The sequence below is a fragment of the Kitasatospora sp. NPDC056273 genome, from assembly GCF_042268845.1.
Taxonomy (GTDB): Bacteria; Actinomycetota; Actinomycetes; order Streptomycetales; family Streptomycetaceae; genus Kitasatospora.
In genome coordinates this window covers 39,867-59,523 of the sequence record NZ_JBHJSJ010000055.1, presented here as the reverse complement: position 1 = coordinate 59,523, position 19,657 = coordinate 39,867, and the positions used below count along the sequence as shown (strand labels likewise).

Sequence of the window (19,657 nt, the reverse complement as noted above, 5' to 3'; positions counted from 1 at the left end):
AGTACCACGTCGAGGTCACCCTCCGCTTCGGCGCCCCCGGGCCGCGGTTCACCCCGCACTACCCGGCGGAGCGGGCCCGCGGCCGCGGCCGCGCCTGGTACCGGGGCGACTGCCACCTGCACACCGTCCACTCCGACGGGCGGCGCAAGCCGGAGGAGGTGGCCGCCGGGGCCCGCGCGGCCGGCCTGGACTTCATCGCCTCCACCGACCACAACACCAGCTCCTCGCACGCCGCCTGGGGCCCGCTGGCCGGCCCCGACCTGCTGATCCTGCCGGGCGAGGAGATCACCACCCGCAACGGCCACTGGCTGGCCCTCGGCCTGGAACCCGGCCAGTTCGTCGACTGGCGCTACCGCTCCCGCGACGAGGAGTTCCCGCGCTTCGTCCGCCAGGTCCACCGGTCCGGCGGCCTGGTCGTGCCCGCGCACCCGTACTGCCCGTACGTCGCCTGCCAGTGGAAGTTCGGCTACGAGCAGGCCGACGGCGTCGAGGTGTGGAACGGCCCCTGGACGTACGACGACGAGTCGGCGGTGGACACCTGGGACGGCCGGCTCGCCGTCGCCCTGCGCGAGGGCCGCTCCTGGCTGCCTGCCCTGGGCAACAGCGACGCGCACAGCGAGCCGCAGGCCATCGGCTCCCCGCACAACGTCGTCCTGGCCGAGGACCTCACCCGGGACGCGATCCTCGACGGGCTGCGCGCCGGGCGCAGCTGGCTGGCCGAGTCCTCCGCCGTCACGCTGGACCTCACCGTCATCGGGCACGGCCGCCGGGCGGGCATCGGCGAGGAGCTGACCGTCCCGGCCGACGCCCCGCTGGACGTCCGGCTCACCGTCTCCGGCGTGCCCGGCGGGACGGTCCGCCTGCTCACCGACGAGGGCCAGATGCACCAGGAGTCGCTGCCCGCCGACGGCTCCGGCACCGTGATCTGGCGCACCACCGCCTCGCTCGCCGCCTACGTCCGGGCCGAGGTGCGCCACCCGAAGGCGGACGGCACCCCCGGCAGGGGCAACTCGATGGGCCCGGACCTGCCCTGGGGCCCGATGGCGGCGCTCACCAACCCGATCGTGCTGCGCACCGAAGCGGGCTGACCACCCCGGCCGGCCCCGCCGACCGACCACTCCGACCCGCCCAGGAAGCGGGCTGGGGACGACTCGGACCACCCGTTTGGACTAGGTTGATCCCCGAAACGCATCAGTCGTAGGGACGAGGCGGTCGGATGTCCGGATATGGGCCGACCAGCCCCTTCGCACTCCGACCGCCCCGCCCCGGCTACCCGACCGTCCCCGGCCCGCGAAGGGATCAGCAGCTGTGAACCGTACGACCGTAGGTGGGCCGGAGCTCGGGGGCGGCGGGGGCGCCGGGGGCGTCCTCGTCCTCGTCGACCCGGCCGGGGCCGGGAACAGCCCGGTCGCGGAGCTGCTCGCCCGGGAACTGAACCCGAGCGTCCACCTGCGGACGGACGACTTCCTGCGGGTCATACGCAGCGGCCAGCTCCCGCCCCACCTGCCCGAGGCCGGGCGCCAGAACGCCACCGCCCTCGCGGCCGCCGCCCAGGCCGCCTTCGCCTACGCCACCCGCGGCTATCAGGTCGTGGTGGAGGCCCCCGCCGCCCCGGCCGCCCTCGACACCTTCCGCCGCGAGAGCCGCGCCACCGGCGCCGCCCTCCACTACGTCGTCCTCCACCCCGGCCCGGCGCCCGAGGACACCGTCCACACCGCCCACACCCTCGACACCGCGGCCCTCACCCCCGAGGCCGCCACCGGCTCCGTCCTCACCGCCCTCACCCGGCGCACCCACCTGCTCGGCTGGTAGCCCGGTAGCTCCCCTCGGCGCTCAGGCGCCCACCGTGCCGTCGATCGCCTCCCGCAGGAAGTCCGCGTGCCCGTTGTGCCGGGCGTACTCGTGGATCAGGTGGAGCATCACCAGCCGCAGCGACACCTCGGCGTCCCACCGGGCCTGGTAGCCGGTGACGTCGAGGGAGTCGGCGGCGAGCTCGATCCGGCGGGAGTGCTCGACCTCGGCCTGCCACGCGGCGAAGGCCTCGGCGCGGGTGGCGCCGGCGGGGTCGTAGGCGGCCTGGTAGTCGCCGTCCTCGGACCAGACCAGCGGCAGCTCCTCACCGTCGATCACCCGGCGGAACCAGACCCGCTCGACCTCCGCCATGTGCCGGACCAGCCCGAGCAGGCTGAGCGTGGACGGCGGGCTGGAGCGCAGCCGCAGCTGCTCGTCGGTCAGGCCCTCGCACTTCAGGGCCAGGGTCGCCCGGTGGAAGTCGAGGAAGCCGCGCAGCATCTCGCGCTCACCGCCGGTCAGCGGCGGGGCGGGGCGGTCGTCGGGGACGGTCACGGTGGTCGGTCTCCTCGCGGTGGTCGGACTTCCGGCGGACTGTAGCGAACCGCCCGGCCGGTCCGAAACGCCTTTTCTCCCGGCCGCCCACCTGGCTGGCTGGCCGCTCGCCCGGCTTCGCCATCCGCTGTCACATCCGGGCGCCCTCCGGTGTCTTCATGTCCGGCAACCCGCCGAACCACCGAACCCGGAGGACACCATGGCACTGCGACTGCCGAAGGCCCAGCTGCCCACCGAGCTGAGCGAGAACATGATCAGGACGTTCGGGACCGCCCTCGAACCCGTCGAGGCCGTCTGGCACAACCCCGCCGTCGCCACCGCGAACCTGGACTTCTCCCGCAGGGTCGCCGAGTGGGACGCGCTCGACGAGGGCCTCAAGTCCTTCGCGCACATGGCGGTGGCCGCCCAGGTCGGCTGCGGCTGGTGCCTGGACGTCGGCTACTTCCAGGCCCGGAACCAGGGCCTGGACCCGGCCAAGGCGAGCCAGGTGCCGAACTGGCGGGCGGCGGAGGTGTTCACGGCGCTGGAGCGCGAGGTGATGGCGTACGCCGAGGCCATGACCGTGACCCCGCCGGCCGTCACCGACGAGCAGTACGAGCACCTGCTGGGCGAGCTCGGCCCGGCGGCCATGGTCGAACTCACCGCCTACGTCGCCTTCGTCAACATGGCCACCAGGAACAACACCGCGAACGGCGTCCGGTCGCAGGGCTTCTCCGACTCCTGCGGGATCCCGCTGGCCCGGCCCACCGTCACCGCCGACGATGCCGCCGACACCGCCGCTGACGTGTCGGCCGGAGTGAGGCCGGCATGACCGAGGACCCCTTCGTCGCCCACCGCAGCCTGCTCTTCACCGTCGCCTACGAGCTGCTCGGCTCCGCCGCCGACGCCGAGGACGTGCTGCAGAAGTCCTGGCTGCGGTGGGCCGGGGTCGACCGCGCCCAGGTGCACGACCCGCGCTCGTACCTCATCCGGATCGTCACCCGCCAGGGCCTCAACCGGTTGCGGACGCTCACCCGTCGACGCGAGCAGTACGTCGGCGAGTGGCTGCCGGAGCCGCTGCTCACCAGCCCCGACGTCGCCGAGGACGTCGAACTCGCGGAGAGCGTCTCGTTCGCGATGCTGACCGTGCTGGAGACGCTCGGGCCGACCGAGCGGGCCGTGTTCGTGCTGCGCGAGGTCTTCGAGCTGCCCTACGAGGAGATCGCCGAGGCCCTCGGCAAGACCCCGCCCACCGTCCGGCAGATCGCCCGGCGCGCCCGCGCGCACGTGGCGGCCCGCCGGCCCCGGGTACGGGTCAGCCGCTCCGAGCAACAACGGGTGGTGGAACGGTTCCTGACGACCCTGCGCATCGGGCGGCTGCAGGACCTGATGGAGGTGCTGGCACCGGACGTCGTCCTGATCGCCGACGGCGGCGGGATCGCGGCCGCCGTACCGGCCCCCGTGCACGGGGCCGAGGCCGTGGCCGCGCTGCTCGCGCGCACCGGGCGGCTGCCGGTCCCGTTCGACACCACCGCGGTGTGGCTCAACGGCGCCCCGGCCGGCCGGATCGACATCGGCGGCGAACCCTCGGTGGTGAGCCTCGCGGTGGAGAACGGCCGGGTCACCCGGGTCTACATCGTGCGCAACCCGCGGAAACTGACCCGCCTCGACACACCGGCCGACCTCACCCGGTAGCCTCTCCCCGTTCGCGTGGTGGTGCCCCGAGCCCGCTCGGAGCACCACCACGCTCCCCCACCGCTCCCTGGACGCTCCGCCATCACGTACCGTGTTCGGACCACCACAGGTTTGGGTACGTACCTCGGCGCGCCCGACGGCCGGGCGCCCACCGAGCAGGAGACCCAGCGGCCCATGGACCACAACCGCATCCCCCCGACCGTACGCCGGACGTACGGCGTCGACGACCTCAGCACCGCCCCGTCGTTCGCCGGAGGCTTCATCAACTTCGGCTACTGGCAAGGGATCGACCTCGCCGACCCGACCTCCGAGGACCGGGTGCGCAGCCAGGAACAGATGTACCGGCGGGTGCTGCGGGAGTTCCCGGAGCCGCGGGAGCGGCTGCGGCTGGCGGAGGTGGGCTGCGGCCGGGGGCTGGGCGCCGCCCTCGCCCTGCGGGAGTTCCGGTTCGCGGGCGTGACGGGCGTGGACATCCACCCCGACCAGATCGAACGGGCCCGCGCCGTCAACGCGAGAGCCCTGGCAACGTACCCCGATCGGCTGGCGTACACCCTCGGCTCGGCGGACGAACTCCCCTTCTCCGACGGCTATCTGGACGGCGTCTTCTCCGTCGAGGCCGCCCAGCACTTCCGCGAACTGACCGGCTTCGCCCGCGAGTCCGCCCGCGTCCTGCGCCCCGGCGGCCGGCTCGTCGTCGCCACCTTCTTCACCGCCCCCGGCCCCGACGTCGCCGAACGCCTCAAGATCCTCCTCGCCAGCTTCGCCGACGGCCTCGACATCGCCCACCCCCTCGACGACTTCACCACCTCCCTCACCCGCACCGGCTTCACCGACATCACCACCGAATCCATCGGCGCCGACGTCTGGCCCGGCCTCGACCGCTACCTCACCGACGCCGTCCCCGCCGCCCACTGGACCCGCCACTTCCTCCCCGCCTGGCGCGACGGCCTCCTCGACTACCACGTCCTCACGGCCATCCGCATCTGACCTCCGGCGCCGGTCGGCCCTGGGCCCGCTGCGGGCCCAGGGTCGACCACAACTGGTCCTGGTCGGCGGCTACGCCGGATCCGGGAAAACGTTGCAAGCCCTCCAGGGCTGATCTCGACGCGTGGAGACCCGGGCTCGGTTCGGCTACCACACCAGGTTGCAAGCCCTCCAGGGCTGATCTCGACCTGTCCCGAACAGCACGGTGGCGCGGGTCCACCAGCGTTGCAAGCCCTCCAGGGCTGATCACGACGCTCCAAGAGTGGGCCGACCGGTGGGGCGACGGACCGTTGCAAGCCCTCCAGGGTTGATCACGACGCGGTTCGGGTGGCGCCGGAAACGCGGGCCCCGCGCGTTGCAAGCCCTCCAGGGCTGATCACGACCTCACGCCGCCACCTCCGATCCGGTGGCGGGCACCAGTTGCAAGCCCTCCAGGGCTGATCACGACTCCACCAAGCTCGGCGAACGCGGCCTCACCGGCACACTGTTGCAAGCCCTCCAGGGCTGATCACGACCAGCGTCTGCTCGGCATCGTCGCCCGGCAGATCGCGTTGCAAGCCCTCCAGGGCTGATCACGACGATCCTCGGCGAACGCGGGTACCGGGTCCTCGTGATGTTGCAAGCCCTCCCGGGCTGATCACGACCGCGGAGAAGTCCGTCCTGGGCGGCATGATGCTGTGTTGCAAGCCCTCCCGGGCTGATCACGACCCGAGGGTAAAGCCCAAGGTCAGCGCACCTACGGGCGTCGCCGTAGGCAGCGGAAGCGCGGCGACCGGCCGGTACTGCAGCGGCACTGGTCACAGGATCTCGCCCGGCCCGCCGAGGGTGGCGCCGAGTGTTGCCCTGTCGATCATGTCCGGGGAGCGGGCGGTGTAGGTGACGATGCTGTCGTAGCTGGGGTCGATCACGCTATTGAGGGTGTGGGTGAGGGCGCGGTACTGGGCGGCGGTGAGTTCGCCGTGGAAGACGCTGCGCTGGGTCCAGTGGAGGTACTTGCGGCAGGTCTTCAGCACTTTCGGGTTGCGTTCGGCTGCGGTGTCGTAGACCAGGATGACGAACATCGGCGGCTACCACCAGGGCCGGAAGGGCTTGTACGGCGTGCCTTCCAGACACAGCCGGACGAGCTTGAGTGCTTCGAGGTGGATGAGCTCCTCGTAGCTGACCTTTCGCTTCAGCGTCCGGTGGTGCACCGTCGTCGCGAGTTCCTCCCGGACGAGGGCGGCGATCTTCTTGCGGCCGTCCACACTGAGTGCGGCGCGGCCGACTTCCGTCTCGAAGTCGCTGGGCTTGAGGTGCTTCTGGCCGGCGGCCCGTCGCAGTAGCCGTTCGGCGAGCAGGGGTTTGAAGGGTTCGGCGAGGTCGAGGGCGAGGGTGTTGCGGCGGCGGTCGGTGTCGCTGTGCAGGAAGCCGATGGCGGGGTGGAGCGGGGTGCTGCGCAGGGCGGTGAGGACGCGGGCGTAGGTGAGGGCGTTGAGGTAGCTGATGAAGGCGTTGCCGGCGTTGGTGGGTGGTCGGCGGTTGCGTCCGTTGAGGCGGAGCCAGGCGGGGAGGCGGGTGTCGAGGACGGCCCAGGCGGTGCGGCGGAAGTTGCCTTCCTGGCCCATGAGTTCGTCGGTGTCGTGGCAGTCGGGCAGGGCGGTGCGCAGGGTTTCGAGTGCCGGGTCGAGGAGGTCGGTGTCGAGGGCCCAGCGGAGGTTCTCGGCGGTGGCGAGGAGAATTCCGCGCGCGACCGGGAGGCGTTGCGCGGGGTCGCCGGTGATCTCGACCTGTCGGCGGAGGACGGTGGCGGAGGACATGGCCTCGGCGGGCGCGAAGTGTCCGGCGTAGTTGCCGTAGTGGTCGAGGATGTGGACGGTGACGCCGTGGCGGCTGAGGAGGGACATCACGGAGGTGTTGAGGTCGACGTGCTCGAAGGCGACGAGGTCGCGGATGTCCGTGATGGGGATGCGGACGGGGCTGCCGTCGGCACGCTCGATGCGGATGCTGTCGTCCTCGCGGCGGATGCGGCAGGGTCCGGTGAGCCAGTAGGTACGGCCGACGGCGGGCATCAGTCTCCCCAGCAGTAGTCGAGGTAGGAGCAGCCGCGGCAGGCGGCACGGGTCCGGCGGTCGGGGGGTTCGGCCGAGGCGATGACGGCGCGGGCCTCGTCCTCGGCGGTCTCGGCCGCTTCCCGCGCCTCTTCGTTCCAGGGGACATCGGTGGTGCGGCGGATGAGGGGGTAGTGGACGGTGCCGCCGCGCACGTTGACGCCTCGGCGCTCCAACAGCAGGCAGTAGTGCCGGACTTGGGCGTCGTGGGCGGGTGATGGGCTGCGGGAGGACTTGGTCTCGTGGATGACGGCCCCGGCGGTGACCCAGTCGATGCGGGCTTCGCCGAGGTCGACGTCCCGCCGTCGCGTGAACGTGGTCTCGCTCACGACCTCCCCGAAGGCGACGAGGTCGCTGCCGCCTTCGGGCCGGTAACCGCGCGTGTAGAGCCAGAGTTGGCGCGGGCAGTGGCGCAGGTACTTGATGTGGACGCCGCCGAGGCCCTGGTCGTCGCCGAGTGGACTCGCAGGGATGGGTTTCACAGGATCGTCTCCGTTTCGGCGGGCGGGCGGAGGCCCAGGACGGGGTCGTACTCGCCCTTGACGAGATGGACGCCTAGCGACCGGTCGAACGCGTGGCTGTAGATCTTCAACTGCCCGTAGCCCAGCGGGATGAGCAGTCCGGCGGCGAGGAGCGGGTCCGCCTTCCTGCCGACCGCGAGTCGGCGGTACTCCGCGGTGTCCTCCTCCAGGAGCACCTCCACGGTGTCGAAGCGTTCGCCGAGGGACTTCGCGTACTCGGTGCGGTCGTGGAAGGGGTCGGCGAAGGTGAGGAACTCGGCGGTGAACCCGTCGCGGGCCTCCCGAGCCCTCTCAGCCCACTTGTGGCCCCAGTCGGTGTCGTAGGCGAGGGCGAGGAGGCGGTCGATGTCCTGTTCGCTGAGGTCGGTGGCGCCTTCCCCCGCCAGGGTGGTGAGCGCCGACCAGGCGGCCTCCACCGCGCCCTGGTCGTACGGGCGGTGGCCGTCCGTCCGGTGGACCCGGAACTCGACCGCCCCGTCCGGGTGGAGGCCTCGGCGGTTGACGCGTCCGGCGCGCTGGGCGACGGCCTCGATAGGGGCGTTCTCCACCGCGCCCCGGTCGAAGTCGAGTTGCAGCGAGACCTCCACCGTCTGCGTGGCCACGACCAGACCGCCTCGACGCGGCGCGTCGTCGGACCGGCGCTCGCGGTGGCGTTTCAGGAGTCGGCGTTCGATCTCGTCGCGGTCCTTGTTCTTGAAGCGCGAGTGGAGGAGCAGCGCGGCGTCCGGGTCGTCGGGGCGCTGCTCCCGGGCGTGGTCGGCGAGGGCGGCGAAGAGGGCCTGCGCCGCGGCAACCCTGTTGACGACCGCCAGCACGCTGTGCCCCTCGTCGATCCACCCTTCCAGCCGCGCGATGCTCTCCGGGTCCGTCAGCGCGAGCTCGTCGACGACCAGTCGGTGCCGCACCGGCGCCGTCCCGGGCTCGGCCCGGTGGCAGGTGACGGGCTGGCGCAGGCTCTCGTCGACGATGGTCAGCAGCGGCGGGGCGAGAGTCGCGGACAGCACGGCGATCCTGCTGCCGAGTTGTTCCCACAGCCGCATCGCGGCGCAGAGCCGGCCGAAGGTCTCGGGGTCGTAGGCGTGGAGTTCGTCCAGGACGAACAGGGAGTTGGCCTGTTCGAGGAGGACGGAGGAATGGGTGGGCCCGGCGATGGCGGCGGCGAGGAGTTGGTGGGGCGTGGCGACGCGCAGGCGTTGGGTGAACAAGCGCATGGCGTTGGCACGGGCGCGGGCTTTGCGGGCGTCGTCCTTGGTGGGGCCGCTACAGCAGTCGTCCTCCGACGCCTCCGTGAGGAGGGTACGGGCGAGGGCGCCGTGGAGGAGGCCGATGTCGGGCTGCTTCTCCCCCGCGGCCGGGTGGAGGGTGTGCTGGAAGCGACGTCGGGCGGCGTTGAGGGAGGCGCGGTAGGGCAGGGTCCACACGACCCTGGGCATGCCCGCCATCGTCGCCAACTGCCGGGCAGCCCAGGAGAGTCCGGCTTCGGTCTTGCCGCTGCCCGTGGGGGCGATGAGGACGAGGTGGCCCACGGTCGTACCGGCGTCGTGCTGGTGCCGGTGCGGCGGGTACGGGAGCCGCGCGAGGTAGTCGGTGGGCAGCGGCATGTGGGTCTGGAGGTCCACGTGGGCGGAGCCGGCGTGGTCGGCCAGGGTGAGGGCGCCCTGGGCCAGGACGGCGAGCAGGCCCTGGTGGGCCTTCACCGGGAGCCTCCAGGCGGTGAGGACGTCCTGGAGGAGCAGGCGGGCCCGGTCGGCGAGCACCGGGTCGTTCGGCCCCGGTGGTGCGGGTTCGGTGCCGAGGGAGCCGGCCAGCCAGGCCAGGAGTTCCTGGTGCAGGCCGCGCGGGACCTGCGGCCGTGGGCCGTCCGGGCCGGGCACGTGGCCGAAGGCCTCGTCCCAGCGGGTCCGTTCGTTGTAGAGGCGGGACAGGGCGGGCTTGCCGCCGCCGAGGGAGGACGCCGCGTGGAGCGGCCGGTGGTGGCCGGCGACGAGCGTGGCGATCAGCAGGCGCTCCTCGCCGCCCCACCCCGCTGCCAGGGCCAGCAGGTCGACGTAGGCGAGGGAGAGGACCTCGTGGCGCTCGCCCCAGGGTTTGCCGCCGGGTTCGACCTGCCGTTGGAACAGTTCGGCGATCTTGCCCGCGTCGTGCAGCAGCGCCGCGACGCGTACAAGGCTCCAGAACTGCGGTTCGGTGGCGATGACGCCGGCGGCCCCGATGCGCGCCTCCAGCTGGGCGACCGCGTCGTGGACGGTGCGCAGGTGGGTGGTGAGGCGTTCGGGGTCTTCCCGGGGCAGCGACTTGGCCCGCAGGTCGGTGAGGGCGCGCCTTCGTGGTGGGGTCAGGGGTGGGATCAAGGGTGGGGCCAGGGGTGGGGTCAGGGGGTCAGCAGCCATACGGCTTGGGTGTCCTCGTTACTGGTGGGTGCTTCTCGGTAGGCGCCGCGGACCGGTGCCGCCCCGGCGGGTTCGTCGCACCATAGGTACGGCGACCAGCGGGTGGTGAGGCGGTCGGCGGAGACGGTATCGGCGAGGCGGTGCTCGTGGGCGGAGGGCACGTCGTGGCCGTCGGCGGGGGCGAGGGCGTGGCCGACGACCGCCCGCTCGGCGGGTTCGAGGACGACGTGAGCCAGTCCGGTGAGGTGGACGAGGTCCTGGGAGCGGCCCAGGCGCAGGGCGTGACGAGGCCGACGCAGCGCCCGGGCGAACCGGTCGCCGTCCGCTCCCGGTTCGGGCAGCCACAGGGTCAGGTGGACGTCGGCGAGGAAGGGCCGGTCCTTGGCCGTCGTACCGCCCTTTCCGGCCCGGATGCGGCCGCCGGCGGACGGGTTGCTGCCGTCGGCGGCGATCGGGTGGTAGGTCTCGGTGTCGGTACCGTGGCCTTCCGACCAGGCCGCCATGCCGAGGACGAAGGGTTCGGCGTACGCGCCGGTGGCGGCCGCCAGCAGCCCGCGGACGGTGGACGGCGGCGGCACCGGGAGAACGCGGGTGACACCGGGGAACAGCGGGTCCCGGAAGGAGGCCACGGGCGCGTGGAACGTCGCACGCAGGGCCCGTACCGGCCCGCCCGGTGGCGCCGGGGTCATCGCGGCTCCGGGTCGTCGAACCAGCCGTCCAGCTCGCCCGCGCGCAGTTCCTCCGCCAGCTTGAGCAGAACAGTCCGGGGGTGGTCGACGACGATGGTGCCCTCGGCCAGCTGCCGCTCGCACTGCTTCTCGAAGTCCTCGCGCGCCTGGTCGCGGAAGCCGGGCCGCCAACCGATCCGTACCGGCCCCTCCCACTCCCCCGCCCACGCTTCGAGCTCCTGGACCAGGACGTCCCCGCGCACCCGCACCCCCGTGTCGGGGTCGCTGTCGATCACGTGGCCCAGCGGGTTGATGCCGCCCTTGAAGGGGACCAGGACGATCAGCGCGGGCACCCGGTCGCCGTAGTGCAGGGCCTGCTTCGCCCCGCCGCTCAGGTGCGCGATCGCCTCGGGCAGCAGCGCGGCCCGGCGGCGCCGCTCCTCCAACGGCAGCCGGACAGCCGGCTGGTCGCGGAACGATCCGGTGGTCGCGCCGAGCGCGGCGGCCTCCGCCACCTGGAGCGCCTGCTCCTGGGTGAGGTAGTTGGGCCGGCCCACCCCGTCCGCGCCGGGCAGGGTGAACGTGCCGATCCTCGGGAGGTCGAGCAGGAAGGGCGCGGCGAGGTCGGCGGTGTAGAACTCGTGTCCGTGCAGCACGGGTTCGGTCACCCCCCGGGACATGACGCCGAAGTCCTCGGTCGGGTAGGCGGGTTCGACGGACATCAGGGTGCCGAGCATGAACGGGCTGTCGCGCAGGGTGGTCGCCGCGTCGTCCTTCCTCGCACCCGCCCGCATGTAGCCGAACAGGTCGTCGTCCGGGTAACGAACGGGATCCGCCTGGGTGTTGGCCTTCTGCGCCTTACCCTGCGCCTTGCCGACCCGGGTGACGGGGGACGGTACCGAGCCGCGCTCGACCATGGTCTCCCGGATCCAGCGACGCGCCGCCTGCGCGGACACGTACGGGTACTTGCGGCCCCTGACCCGCGCGAACTTGACGCGGGACACCGTCTCCTCGCTCCGCCCGTTGTTGGGTGCCCCGGCCTGCACGGAGAGCACCATCATCCCTGCCAGGTAAGCCATTTACGCCCGCTCCATCTCGTATGCGTCGTACTCGTCCTCGGCGTCCACGCCGAACGCCGGTTGCTCCGCCAGCTCCTCGATCTCGCGTTCCTGCTGCGGGTCGGGCTCCTTGCCGCTGATCGCGACCCCTCGGCGCTGGAGCATCACCGACACCAGCGCGAACAGGAGCATCCGCTGCTCCCAGGCGCGCGGCCGGCGCCCGATCAGCGGCTTCCACAGCTCGGGGCCCGCCAACGGCGTCTTGTTTCCGTCCAGTTGCAGACGCGTGTAGGCCTTCACCATGAGCGCGCCGAGCTGGTAGTCGTTGAGCGCGGCCCTGCGGTACTCGGCCAGGCGCCCGCGCGAGCCGTCCTGGGCGATCCAGTCGGCGATCAGCGTCGCCACCGGTTCAAGATCCGTTTCCATTCCGAAGACCTCCTCGGCGTAGGTGAAGGCAAGCCGGACCAGGGCCTCGCGGTCGTCGACGCTCCACGCGCCGTCGGGATCCGCGAGGAGGCGGTGCACCTGCCCGAGCAGCGGGCGACTCCGCCCGTCCTCCGCCTCGAACAGCAGCCGCGCCGCCTCACTCGCGCCGCTCCTCCCGGCGTCCGGCCAGGCCAGGACACGACGCAGCAGGTGCCAGCCACGACGCAGCGGCGCGTTGCCGTCGACGGTGGCGAGGAAGGCCGGGACAGCGCGCCGGGTGCGGGTGACGCGCAGCCAGGGCTCCTGGTTGTCGTTCTTGAAGCTCCACAAGGTGGTCGCGCACAGGCCGTCGGTGGCGTCCCGCAGCCCGGCGAGGACGACGAGCTCGGGCCTGGCCCCGGCGGGCATCCCGGCGAAACCGGCCTGCATGACGCGACGGGCACGCCGTACGTTACGGCGGGCGAACTCCCGCTCGGCGCCCGGTTCCTGGCAGGACAGGACGGTGGCCGAGCCGGCCGTCACCCAGGCGCCGTAGGGCAGCGCCCACATCGTGATCCGGCACCCCCGGCAGACCGGCCAGCCGGGGACGCCGGGCGGCAGGGTGTTCAGGGCCTTGCTGGTGTCGAACAGGGGGAGATTCGACTTCGCCCAGACCACCGCCGTACCGGCGCCGCAGAACGTGCACGGCCGCACCGGCCCGGACTGCGGGGCGTCCGGGGCGAAGAGCCTTTCGATGTCCGGCCTCAGCACGTTCGGGTCGGAGGGCCGCTTGCCGTGTGTGGCCTTCGAGTTCGGGTACAGCGCGAACAGGACCTTCCACCAGTCGTAGCGGCCGCCGCTGTCCTTGGGTGCCGTCGCGGCCGCCAGCACGTCCGCCACCAGGGTGGACGCCATGGCGTCGAGGTCTGCGGCGCTCACCCGGCCCGGGACGTCGCGCTCGGCGATGACGGCCACGGCCCAGGCACCCGCCCGCTGCAAGGGATGACCGGACGCGACGAGGGCCGTCACCGTACCCACCCGAAGCCCTGGATCGTGTCCAAGCCCAGCCCCCAGGAACGGATCGCGTTCACGAACCGGCCGTCAGCCTCCATCGCCACCCGCACCCGCGCCCCGATCCGCGGCGCCCCACGCACCGTGAACCGCCGCCGGGGGCCAGCTTCCAGCACCCGCAGACCGTGCGGGGCCGGCAGGCCCAACACGTCCGCCTTGTGCGCCAGGTTGTGCTGGAGGCGGTCCAGGTAGTGCTCGTCGCCCGGGAGCAGGTTCCAGCTCTCGTGCTTGAGCACGACCGGCGTCATCGTCTCCAACTCCGCCGGCCCCTCCCCCGGCGGCAGCACCGCATCCATGTCCACCGCGACCCCGCGCACCCGCAACCGCGTTGCGCCCCACACCAGTTCATCGGCCCCGGCCAAAGCGCGCACCAGCACGGACGCGATCTCCGGCACCGGCGACCCGAACCACACCGAACCGTCCCGCGACGTGGAGTACACGCCCCTCTTCCGCGGCGCCCCCAGAAACAGCGGCCCGGCCACCCCCACCGGCTTCAACGGCTTCCCCCGCCACCCGCCGTCGTGCAGGGCCTGTGCCAGGGCCTCGTCCTGCCCACCGAGCAACCCGTACACCACACCCCGCGCCGCCCCGTGCACGTCCTCCCACCGCACACTCGACGCATCCGGCGTCACATCGACCCTCACCCGCACCAGACTCTCCCGACCCGCGTGCCGCAACCCGAACACGCCGCAAGGTAGTCGGGCGTGAACGATCGACACCGCATTCCTCACGATTTGGAGCAATAGCCAGCCATATGTGCTAGAGGCCCCGGCGTCACCGCCACCAGCCCCGCGACGGGAATAGCGTCCACCCGCAGAGGCACCAGCCCCAAAACGCCCTGACCTGCCACGATGCACTACCGCCGAGTCGCCGCAACGGCTTCGCCGCACGCCAACCGCGCACGTCGCTGGGCCTGGTGCTTTACCCTCGGGTCGTAATCAGCCCTGGAGGGCTTGCAACTCAGGTCCGCCGCGGTGAATACGGCGGCCGCGTCCCGTCGTAATCAGCCCTGGAGGGCTTGCAACGCCGTGGTGGGGTCCGCCTTGAGGCCGTCCGGGGTGGTCGTAATCAGCCCTGGAGGGCTTGCAACGCCGGAGGTCCTGATGGCCAAGAAGATCAGCAAGAAGTCGTAATCAGCCCTGGAGGGCTTGCAACCCGCCGGCTACGACTGGACGACCCGCCTCACCCCCGGTCGTAATCAGCCCTGGAGGGCTTGCAACGCTACAAGGCCTCCGCCTGGGGCGGCCAGCTGTCCCGTCGTAATCAGCCCTGGAGGGCTTGCAACTTGTAGGCGGCCATGCTCCACGCCCGGGTCTCCCGCGTCGTAATCAGCCCTGGAGGGCTTGCAACGGGATCAAGGAGGCGAGGCCCCGGGACAGAGGCTGGGCGTCATAACCAGCCCTGGAGGGCTCGCAACACGGTGTGGGTAATGCGGTCGGCGCCGAGCTTCATGTAGTGATCAGCCCTGGAGGGCACGCAACGGGGCGAACGGGCTCACGAGGCTCTCCCGATAGGGGCGGTGATCGTTGCTGAGCTCCGACGAAGGCCGCTAGCCTTGGCGGGCCGACACTCGTACGGTGCCGTCGTGGCGCCGGTCAGGTTCGTTCTCATCAGCCCTAGAGGGCTTGCAATGAGCGCGCCATAGAGTTGGCCGAGAGGCTGGCGGCGGTGAAGTCCTCGGGCGGACACCGCCGCTGGCCAACACGCTCATCCGAACCAGTCTCGACAGCTCCGCGACCAACGCTCAGGGTCGACGTAATCACCCATGCGCGGTGCCAGTCCGCTCCCGGTGCCACTGCTCCCGAACTTGCTCGCAGGTTGATTCATCGGAGCGAGTCATCTAGTTCGCTGATGAGCTCACCGGCATCGCGAGGGCCCACCAATCAAGACGGGCGTCCCACGATCGGGTGACATCAGCCCCGGGCCGGACTGCTCCCAAACCACACTCATCATCCGACACTTAGCCTCTCACCTGCGGCTTTATCAACTGTCGGATGCAGCAGCCAAGCCCAGCGGCCAGCAAGCCTTGGGCTGATCCATGAAGGACCAACCAATACTGGTGCTGCCCTGAGCGCGAAGACCCCAGCACTATGCGCGGCTTGTCGCCAAGGCCTCTGTCCCGTGGGGGGATGACCAGGTGAACGTCTCGGAATCCGTTCTCGTGCTCGTCGACGCGCTGCTGGCCGCCGTCGTGCCGGGCGCTGCGGTTGCCCGCGTAGCGCCATCCGCAGCGATGCGTCCGGATTGGCATCGCGAGCGGCGCGTTCAGGGACCGCATCCCCTCACCCCGCTGTGCGCCCGCCGGCGGCGGCGGCTGGAAGCCCGAATAGATCCTCCGCCAGCCGCGTGCGTCCTGAGGTCGGGTACCGAAGGTGTGCCGGAGCCGCTGGCCATCGCCTGTGGAGTCGCCCGGCTCCGGGTACCTCTGGTTCCCCGGGCTCCCGGGAGGGCCGACGCGGCCGGTCGTTCCGGGGTGGGCGCCCACGGGCTGGGTGTCGGCCCGGCCGCGTGATCTACACCCCTCCAGCATGTCGATTCACTGGAGGATGGAAGTGCGGTTCATGGAATTGCTGTGGCAGGACGAAGCTGCGGTCAAGGTCGTGGGAGTAGTCCTGAGCATCGTGTTGGAGTGGTCCCTTCAGTTCATCAAGGGCCGCGCCAGGCGGCGGGCGGATCTGCCGCCCGGCACAGCGGTGGAGCCATCCGTACGGCGCCCGCGCCGTACCCGGCGATCGTCGCGTCGGGTGGCCGAGTTGAAGCGGTCGAGGACTCGGTTCGACCGTGCCCCGAAGCCGCGTCCGAAGGGGGGTGGCCGGAACAGTGCCCGGCTGCGCCGGCCCGGGCAGCGCCGCCGTCCCGGCAGGCGTGCCTCTTGACCGCGGGCACGATCGGCCCGTGCGCCCGGAACTGGATGCCGGGCGTTCCGTAGAGCCGGTTGCAACGCCGTAGCGGGCTGCCAGGGTACAGAGTGGCCTCCAGCCCGCCCACCGACGGGTTACACGGGAGTGTGCGCCGGCGGCTCCGGAGGATGCAACTCCCCTGCCGGGGCGACATACTGGATGTCCCCCTGGGAAGCCCCGGGCGTGCGGCCTCGTTCGCACGCCCGCGCTCTGCCTCCTCTGATGTACCGCCAGAGGCGATCGGCGGGTCCCGGCCCCGGAGGTCCGGCCACAAGGGGACCATGAGACTCCGTGGATCGTGCGGGCCCGTCCGTGGGTCCGCTTCGTCGTCGTCCGTCGTGCCTCCGGTGCGGCGCTCCCGTGCGCACCGTGCGCGCCGGGTGCTTCCGCTCGGGCGGCCGGGCGTGCTGCTCGGGGTGCCTGTGGCGTTGTGCTGTCTGCTCGCGGCGGCGGCTCCCGCCCACCCCGCCGTCCCGAGGACGGCCCGCTCCCCGACCCTGGCCGACCAGCCCCACGGCCAGCAGGCGTACGGCAAGGCCGACATCTACCTCTTCAAGGTGCCCGAGGGCGTCACCTCGCTGAACCTGTACGCGCTCGGCCCGGGGGGCGGGGGCGCGCCCGGTGGCGGAGGTGGGGGTGAGGGCGGCGGAGGAAGCGGTAACTGGACCTTCCTCGGCAGCGCCACGGGCGGCGGCAGCGCCGGAGGGGCCGGTGGCGGCGGCGGGGGCGGCGGAGCGGCCCTGGCCTGCACCGCCGTGCCGGTGACCCCGGGCATGCGCCTCGTGGTCATCGTCGGCCGGGGCGGCGTCCCCGAAGGTCGGAGTGGCGATGGCGGTGCAGGTGGTGGGGGCGGTGCGGCGGGCGCCACTCTGCGCCCGGCCGAACCCGGTGCTGCGGGGACGGCGGGGTCCGTCGGCGCGAGGCCCCGCAATGGCGGGGACACCTTCGTCCGCGTTCACAACGGTTCTGCGATCACCGGATCCTCCGGGGCGGGGACGGAGGCGTGAGCGGCGGCGCGGGCCGGGGCGGTGGCGGCGGCACCGGCGGCAGCAGCGGCGGGGCAGGGGCGGGAACGGCGGCGCACCACCGCCCGGCCCGGACGACCAGTCGGGTACCGGTGGCGGCAGCGCCAGGAACACCGCTGTGAGCACCGGCGGTGACGGGTACGTCCTGATCACCCGGTAGCCCGCTGCCAGGGCATTTCCCGCCCGTTCCGTCCGCACACCCACTGCGCGGACGGGACGGGCGCGGTCGCGACGGGCCTGGTCGGCGGCGGTGCGGCCGTAGGACGGTGGCGACCTCGCGGCCGGGGTCGGGAAGACCGATGGCGCGTAGGGCGGTTATGGGCAGCGGAGCAGGGCGGGGCGGTCGCGGGTGCGGACGGCGGGGAGCCAGGCGGGGGTGTGGCCTGGGAGGCGGATGCGGTACCAGAGGGTGGAGGTGAGGTCTTCCTCGTTGATGACGGGGAGGCCGGTGGGGAGTTGGCAGTCGGCGTCGAGGGTGTCGTTGTGCCAGACGCGGACGGGGCCGACGTTGTCGGCGGTGTAGGGGCGCAGGGGGTCGACGGCGAGGCCGAGGCTGCACTGGGGGTCGCGGTCGGTGCGGTCCTGGCAGCCGCGTTCGGCGTTGAAGACGCGGACGTGGGCGGGCTGTCCGGGCGGCGGTTCCGGGTGTGGCCAGAGGGCGGTGGCGGTGACGGCGGCCGTGGCGCAGGAGGCCAGGGCCAGCAAAGCGGTGCTCGGACGGCGCGGGCGGCGCGGGCCCCGGTCGGCGCGGATGCGCGCGAGCAGGCTCTCCGCCGTGTGCGGGGCGCGGGCGGCGTGGGTGGGGGCGAGGCAGTCGGCGGCGAGGGCGCGCCAGAACGGGGGGACGGCGGCGGCCAGTCGCAGGGCGGCGCGGCCTTCCGCGTACTGTTGGGCGGCGGCGCTGCGGGCGGTGGGGGTGACGCCGGGGAAGGGGCGGCCGCCGTCGGCGAAGACCTCGTGGATGACGATGCCGAGCGCCCAGATGTCCGCTGTGGTACGGACTTTGACGCCGTGTTCGCCGAGCGGTTCCGTCCAGCGTTCCGGCGGGAGGTAGTCGGGGGTGCCCATCGGGGAGCAGTGGCCGTGGGTGCCGGTGAGTTCGATGGCGAGGCCGAAGTCGGAGAGGCGGACCTCGCCGTCGGCGCCGATGAGGACGTTCTCCGGTTTGAGGTCGGTGTGGACCCAGCCGGAGCGGTGCAGGTGGGCCAGGCCTTCGCAGATGCCGGTGACGATCCGGGCGCCCTCGGCCTCGTCGACGCCGAGGGCGAGCAGGTCGCGCAGGGTGCAGCGGGCGCGTTCCATGACGAGGACGATCGCGCCGTCGAGGGTGGGCTGGTCGGGGGCGGCCAGGACGAGGGTGTCGAGCAGCCGGACCAGTCGGGGGTGCGGGGCAGTGCGGCCCAACTCGGTTTCGCGGCGGGCGGCTTCGGCGACCTGGCGGGCCTGGCGGGGGGCGAGTCCGGCGGTCGGCAGCACCTTGAGGGCGACCGTGCCGTCCGCGTCGTCCGCGCGGCCGGCCCCGCCGTCGGCCCGGCGGGCGGCGTAGACCGTCGCCCAGCCGCCCTCGCCGAGCAGCCCGGTGACGGTCCACTCGCCGACCCGGTGGCCGGCCGGCAGCAGTTCCTCGCCGTCCCCGGGGAAGTCCTGCTCGGGGACGCCCTCGCTGGGGACGCCCTCCCTGGGGACGGCCTCCCCGGGAAAGGCCGGGTCTTGCGGCATCTCCGCCCCTCCCTACCGTCCGGTGCGGGCGGGTTCGGGGGCCGGCAGGAGCGCGAGGTGCTCCTCGCGGACGATGCCGAACTTCAGCGCGATCCCCACCACGGCCTCGCGTTTGCCGCTGCGGCGGTCCGCGCGGTCGCCGTCGGGCAGGTCGATGCGGAGCTTCTCGTCGGCGAGGTAGTCGAGGTGCGAGCTGACGGCGCGGGCGGTGAGCCGGGCGCAGGCGGGGTGGCCGTGCAGCCGGGCGACCACCTGCGGGGTGGTGGGGACGGCGGCCGGGGAGCGGTCGCGCAGCCACGGTTCGCAGAGTGCGACCAGGACCAGGAAGTAGGTGGCGGTCTCGTCCAGCGAGTACGCCGTCATGGTGCGGCTCTCCCGGGAGCCGCCGTGGGCGTCCGGGTCCAGGTAGACGTGGTCGGGCGCGAACACCTGGAAGGAGAGCGGGGTTTCCCGCCGGGAGGGCAGCACCACCCGGGAGAACTCGAAGGGGATCGGCGCGCCGATCCGCCGTGGCGGCACCCGCAGGTACTCGCCGGCGCCCTCCGGGTTCTCCACCAGGTAGGCGTGGGTGTTGCTGAGGTTGCTCAACTGCCAGTGGTCGTCGGTCGCGTGGATCTCACCGGCCAGTCGGGAGACCGTCTCGTCGCCGAGGCGCAGCTCCACGGGGATGCGGGCGGAGCCCCGGCCGAAGCGGGCCCGTTCTCCCGGACCGAGCCGTAAGGTCACCGTGTCGTCGCCGTTCCCCTCCGGCAGGTGGACGACAATCCCGCTCACCGCTCCTCCGTCCCGCGCACCGCTCCCCCGTTTCG

At 72.5% G+C, this 19,657-nt stretch carries 17 protein-coding genes and 2 CRISPR repeat arrays; of the genes, 6 read left to right on the top strand and 11 right to left on the bottom strand.

What is annotated here, in order from left to right:
* Together ACFCY1_RS33800 and ACFCY1_RS33795 are read left to right on the top strand one after the other, a co-directional pair.
* On the top strand, positions 1–1,088 hold a 1,088-nt coding region (locus ACFCY1_RS33800), incomplete at its 5' end, for a CehA/McbA family metallohydrolase (protein WP_375877062.1).
* Between the two features lie 220 nt (positions 1,089–1,308).
* On the top strand, positions 1,309–1,812 hold the full coding sequence (locus ACFCY1_RS33795; RefSeq protein ID WP_049652015.1) for a hypothetical protein: 504 nt from the start codon (positions 1,309–1,311) through the stop codon (positions 1,810–1,812).
* Between the two features lie 21 nt (positions 1,813–1,833).
* Here ACFCY1_RS33795 and ACFCY1_RS33790 read toward each other — a convergent pair whose 3' ends face one another.
* The gene (locus ACFCY1_RS33790) at positions 1,834–2,292 is read right to left on the bottom strand and encodes a DinB family protein (protein WP_375877064.1); all 459 of its coding nucleotides are present in this window, start codon (positions 2,290–2,292) and stop codon (positions 1,834–1,836) included.
* A gap of 253 nt (positions 2,293–2,545) precedes the next feature.
* Here ACFCY1_RS33790 and ACFCY1_RS33785 point away from each other — a divergent pair, with 253 nt between their 5' ends.
* The 3 genes from ACFCY1_RS33785 to ACFCY1_RS33775 all read left to right on the top strand — a co-directional run bounded on the left by ACFCY1_RS33785 (position 2,546) and on the right by ACFCY1_RS33775 (position 5,007).
* Positions 2,546–3,157, top strand: coding sequence for a carboxymuconolactone decarboxylase family protein (locus tag ACFCY1_RS33785; protein WP_375877060.1), 612 nt, complete (start codon positions 2,546–2,548; stop codon positions 3,155–3,157).
* On the top strand, positions 3,154–4,020 hold the full coding sequence (locus tag ACFCY1_RS33780) for an RNA polymerase sigma-70 factor (RefSeq protein WP_375877059.1): 867 nt from the start codon (positions 3,154–3,156) through the stop codon (positions 4,018–4,020). Before ACFCY1_RS33785 ends, ACFCY1_RS33780 begins: the two co-directional genes overlap by 4 nt.
* Before the next feature lie 111 nt (positions 4,021–4,131).
* Positions 4,132–5,007, top strand: coding sequence for a class I SAM-dependent methyltransferase (locus ACFCY1_RS33775; protein WP_234348398.1), 876 nt, complete (start codon positions 4,132–4,134; stop codon positions 5,005–5,007).
* 90 nt (positions 5,008–5,097) lie between these two features.
* Positions 5,098–5,712: a CRISPR direct-repeat array (repeat unit 29 nt; unit sequence GTTGCAAGCCCTCCAGGGCTGATCACGAC).
* An 89-nt stretch (positions 5,713–5,801) separates the two neighbouring features.
* Here the strand turns inward: ACFCY1_RS33775 and cas2 are convergent.
* From cas2 to cas6, 8 genes are read right to left on the bottom strand one after another with little or no spacing between them, the layout of a single operon-like run.
* The gene (gene cas2 / locus ACFCY1_RS33770; protein ID WP_049652019.1) at positions 5,802–6,065 is read right to left on the bottom strand and encodes a CRISPR-associated endonuclease Cas2; all 264 of its coding nucleotides are present in this window, start codon (positions 6,063–6,065) and stop codon (positions 5,802–5,804) included.
* Between the two features lie 6 nt (positions 6,066–6,071).
* Entirely contained in the window at positions 6,072–7,052 is a 981-nt protein-coding gene (gene cas1b / locus ACFCY1_RS33765) for a type I-B CRISPR-associated endonuclease Cas1b (protein WP_375877058.1), read from the bottom strand.
* Complete coding sequence (locus ACFCY1_RS33760) at positions 7,052–7,573, bottom strand: CRISPR-associated protein Cas4 (protein ID WP_049652021.1); 522 nt, start codon at positions 7,571–7,573, stop codon at positions 7,052–7,054. Before ACFCY1_RS33760 ends, cas1b begins: the two co-directional genes overlap by 1 nt.
* Positions 7,570–9,963 (bottom strand): CRISPR-associated helicase Cas3', encoded by a 2,394-nt coding sequence (cas3, locus tag ACFCY1_RS33755; protein WP_375877057.1) that lies wholly within the window; start codon positions 9,961–9,963, stop codon positions 7,570–7,572. Before cas3 ends, ACFCY1_RS33760 begins: the two co-directional genes overlap by 4 nt.
* 20 nt (positions 9,964–9,983) lie before the next feature.
* A complete protein-coding gene (gene cas5 / locus ACFCY1_RS33750; protein WP_375877056.1) occupies positions 9,984–10,691 on the bottom strand; it encodes a CRISPR-associated protein Cas5 in 708 nt (235 codons plus the stop codon).
* Positions 10,688–11,749 (bottom strand): type I-B CRISPR-associated protein Cas7/Cst2/DevR, encoded by a 1,062-nt coding sequence (gene cas7i, locus ACFCY1_RS33745; protein WP_375877055.1) that lies wholly within the window; start codon positions 11,747–11,749, stop codon positions 10,688–10,690. Before cas7i ends, cas5 begins: the two co-directional genes overlap by 4 nt.
* Entirely contained in the window at positions 11,750–13,108 is a 1,359-nt protein-coding gene (locus tag ACFCY1_RS33740; RefSeq protein WP_375877054.1) for a hypothetical protein, read from the bottom strand.
* A gap of 50 nt (positions 13,109–13,158) precedes the next feature.
* Positions 13,159–13,923: a CRISPR-associated endoribonuclease Cas6 gene (gene cas6, locus ACFCY1_RS33735; RefSeq protein ID WP_375877053.1), complete on the bottom strand. Its 765-nt coding sequence runs from the start codon at positions 13,921–13,923 to the stop codon at positions 13,159–13,161.
* Between the two features lie 212 nt (positions 13,924–14,135).
* Positions 14,136–14,685: direct repeats of the CRISPR family, unit length 29 nt; unit sequence GTCGTAATCAGCCCTGGAGGGCTTGCAAC.
* Positions 14,686–16,520: 1,835 nt separating this feature from the next.
* Between cas6 and ACFCY1_RS33730 the strand changes: the two genes are divergently transcribed.
* Positions 16,521–17,111: a hypothetical protein gene (locus tag ACFCY1_RS33730; RefSeq protein WP_375877052.1), complete on the top strand. Its 591-nt coding sequence runs from the start codon at positions 16,521–16,523 to the stop codon at positions 17,109–17,111.
* Between the two features lie 333 nt (positions 17,112–17,444).
* On the opposite strand, the gene ACFCY1_RS33725 is transcribed toward ACFCY1_RS33730, so the two are convergent.
* Together ACFCY1_RS33725 and ACFCY1_RS33720 are read right to left on the bottom strand one after the other, a co-directional pair.
* Positions 17,445–18,848 (bottom strand): serine/threonine-protein kinase, encoded by a 1,404-nt coding sequence (locus tag ACFCY1_RS33725; protein ID WP_375877051.1) that lies wholly within the window; start codon positions 18,846–18,848, stop codon positions 17,445–17,447.
* Positions 18,849–18,860: 12 nt separating this feature from the next.
* Positions 18,861–19,622 carry a serine/threonine protein kinase gene (locus tag ACFCY1_RS33720; protein ID WP_375877050.1) on the bottom strand — a complete coding sequence of 254 codons (762 nt, stop codon included), beginning with the start codon at positions 19,620–19,622 and terminating at the stop codon, positions 18,861–18,863.
* Positions 19,623–19,657 lie beyond the last annotated feature (35 nt).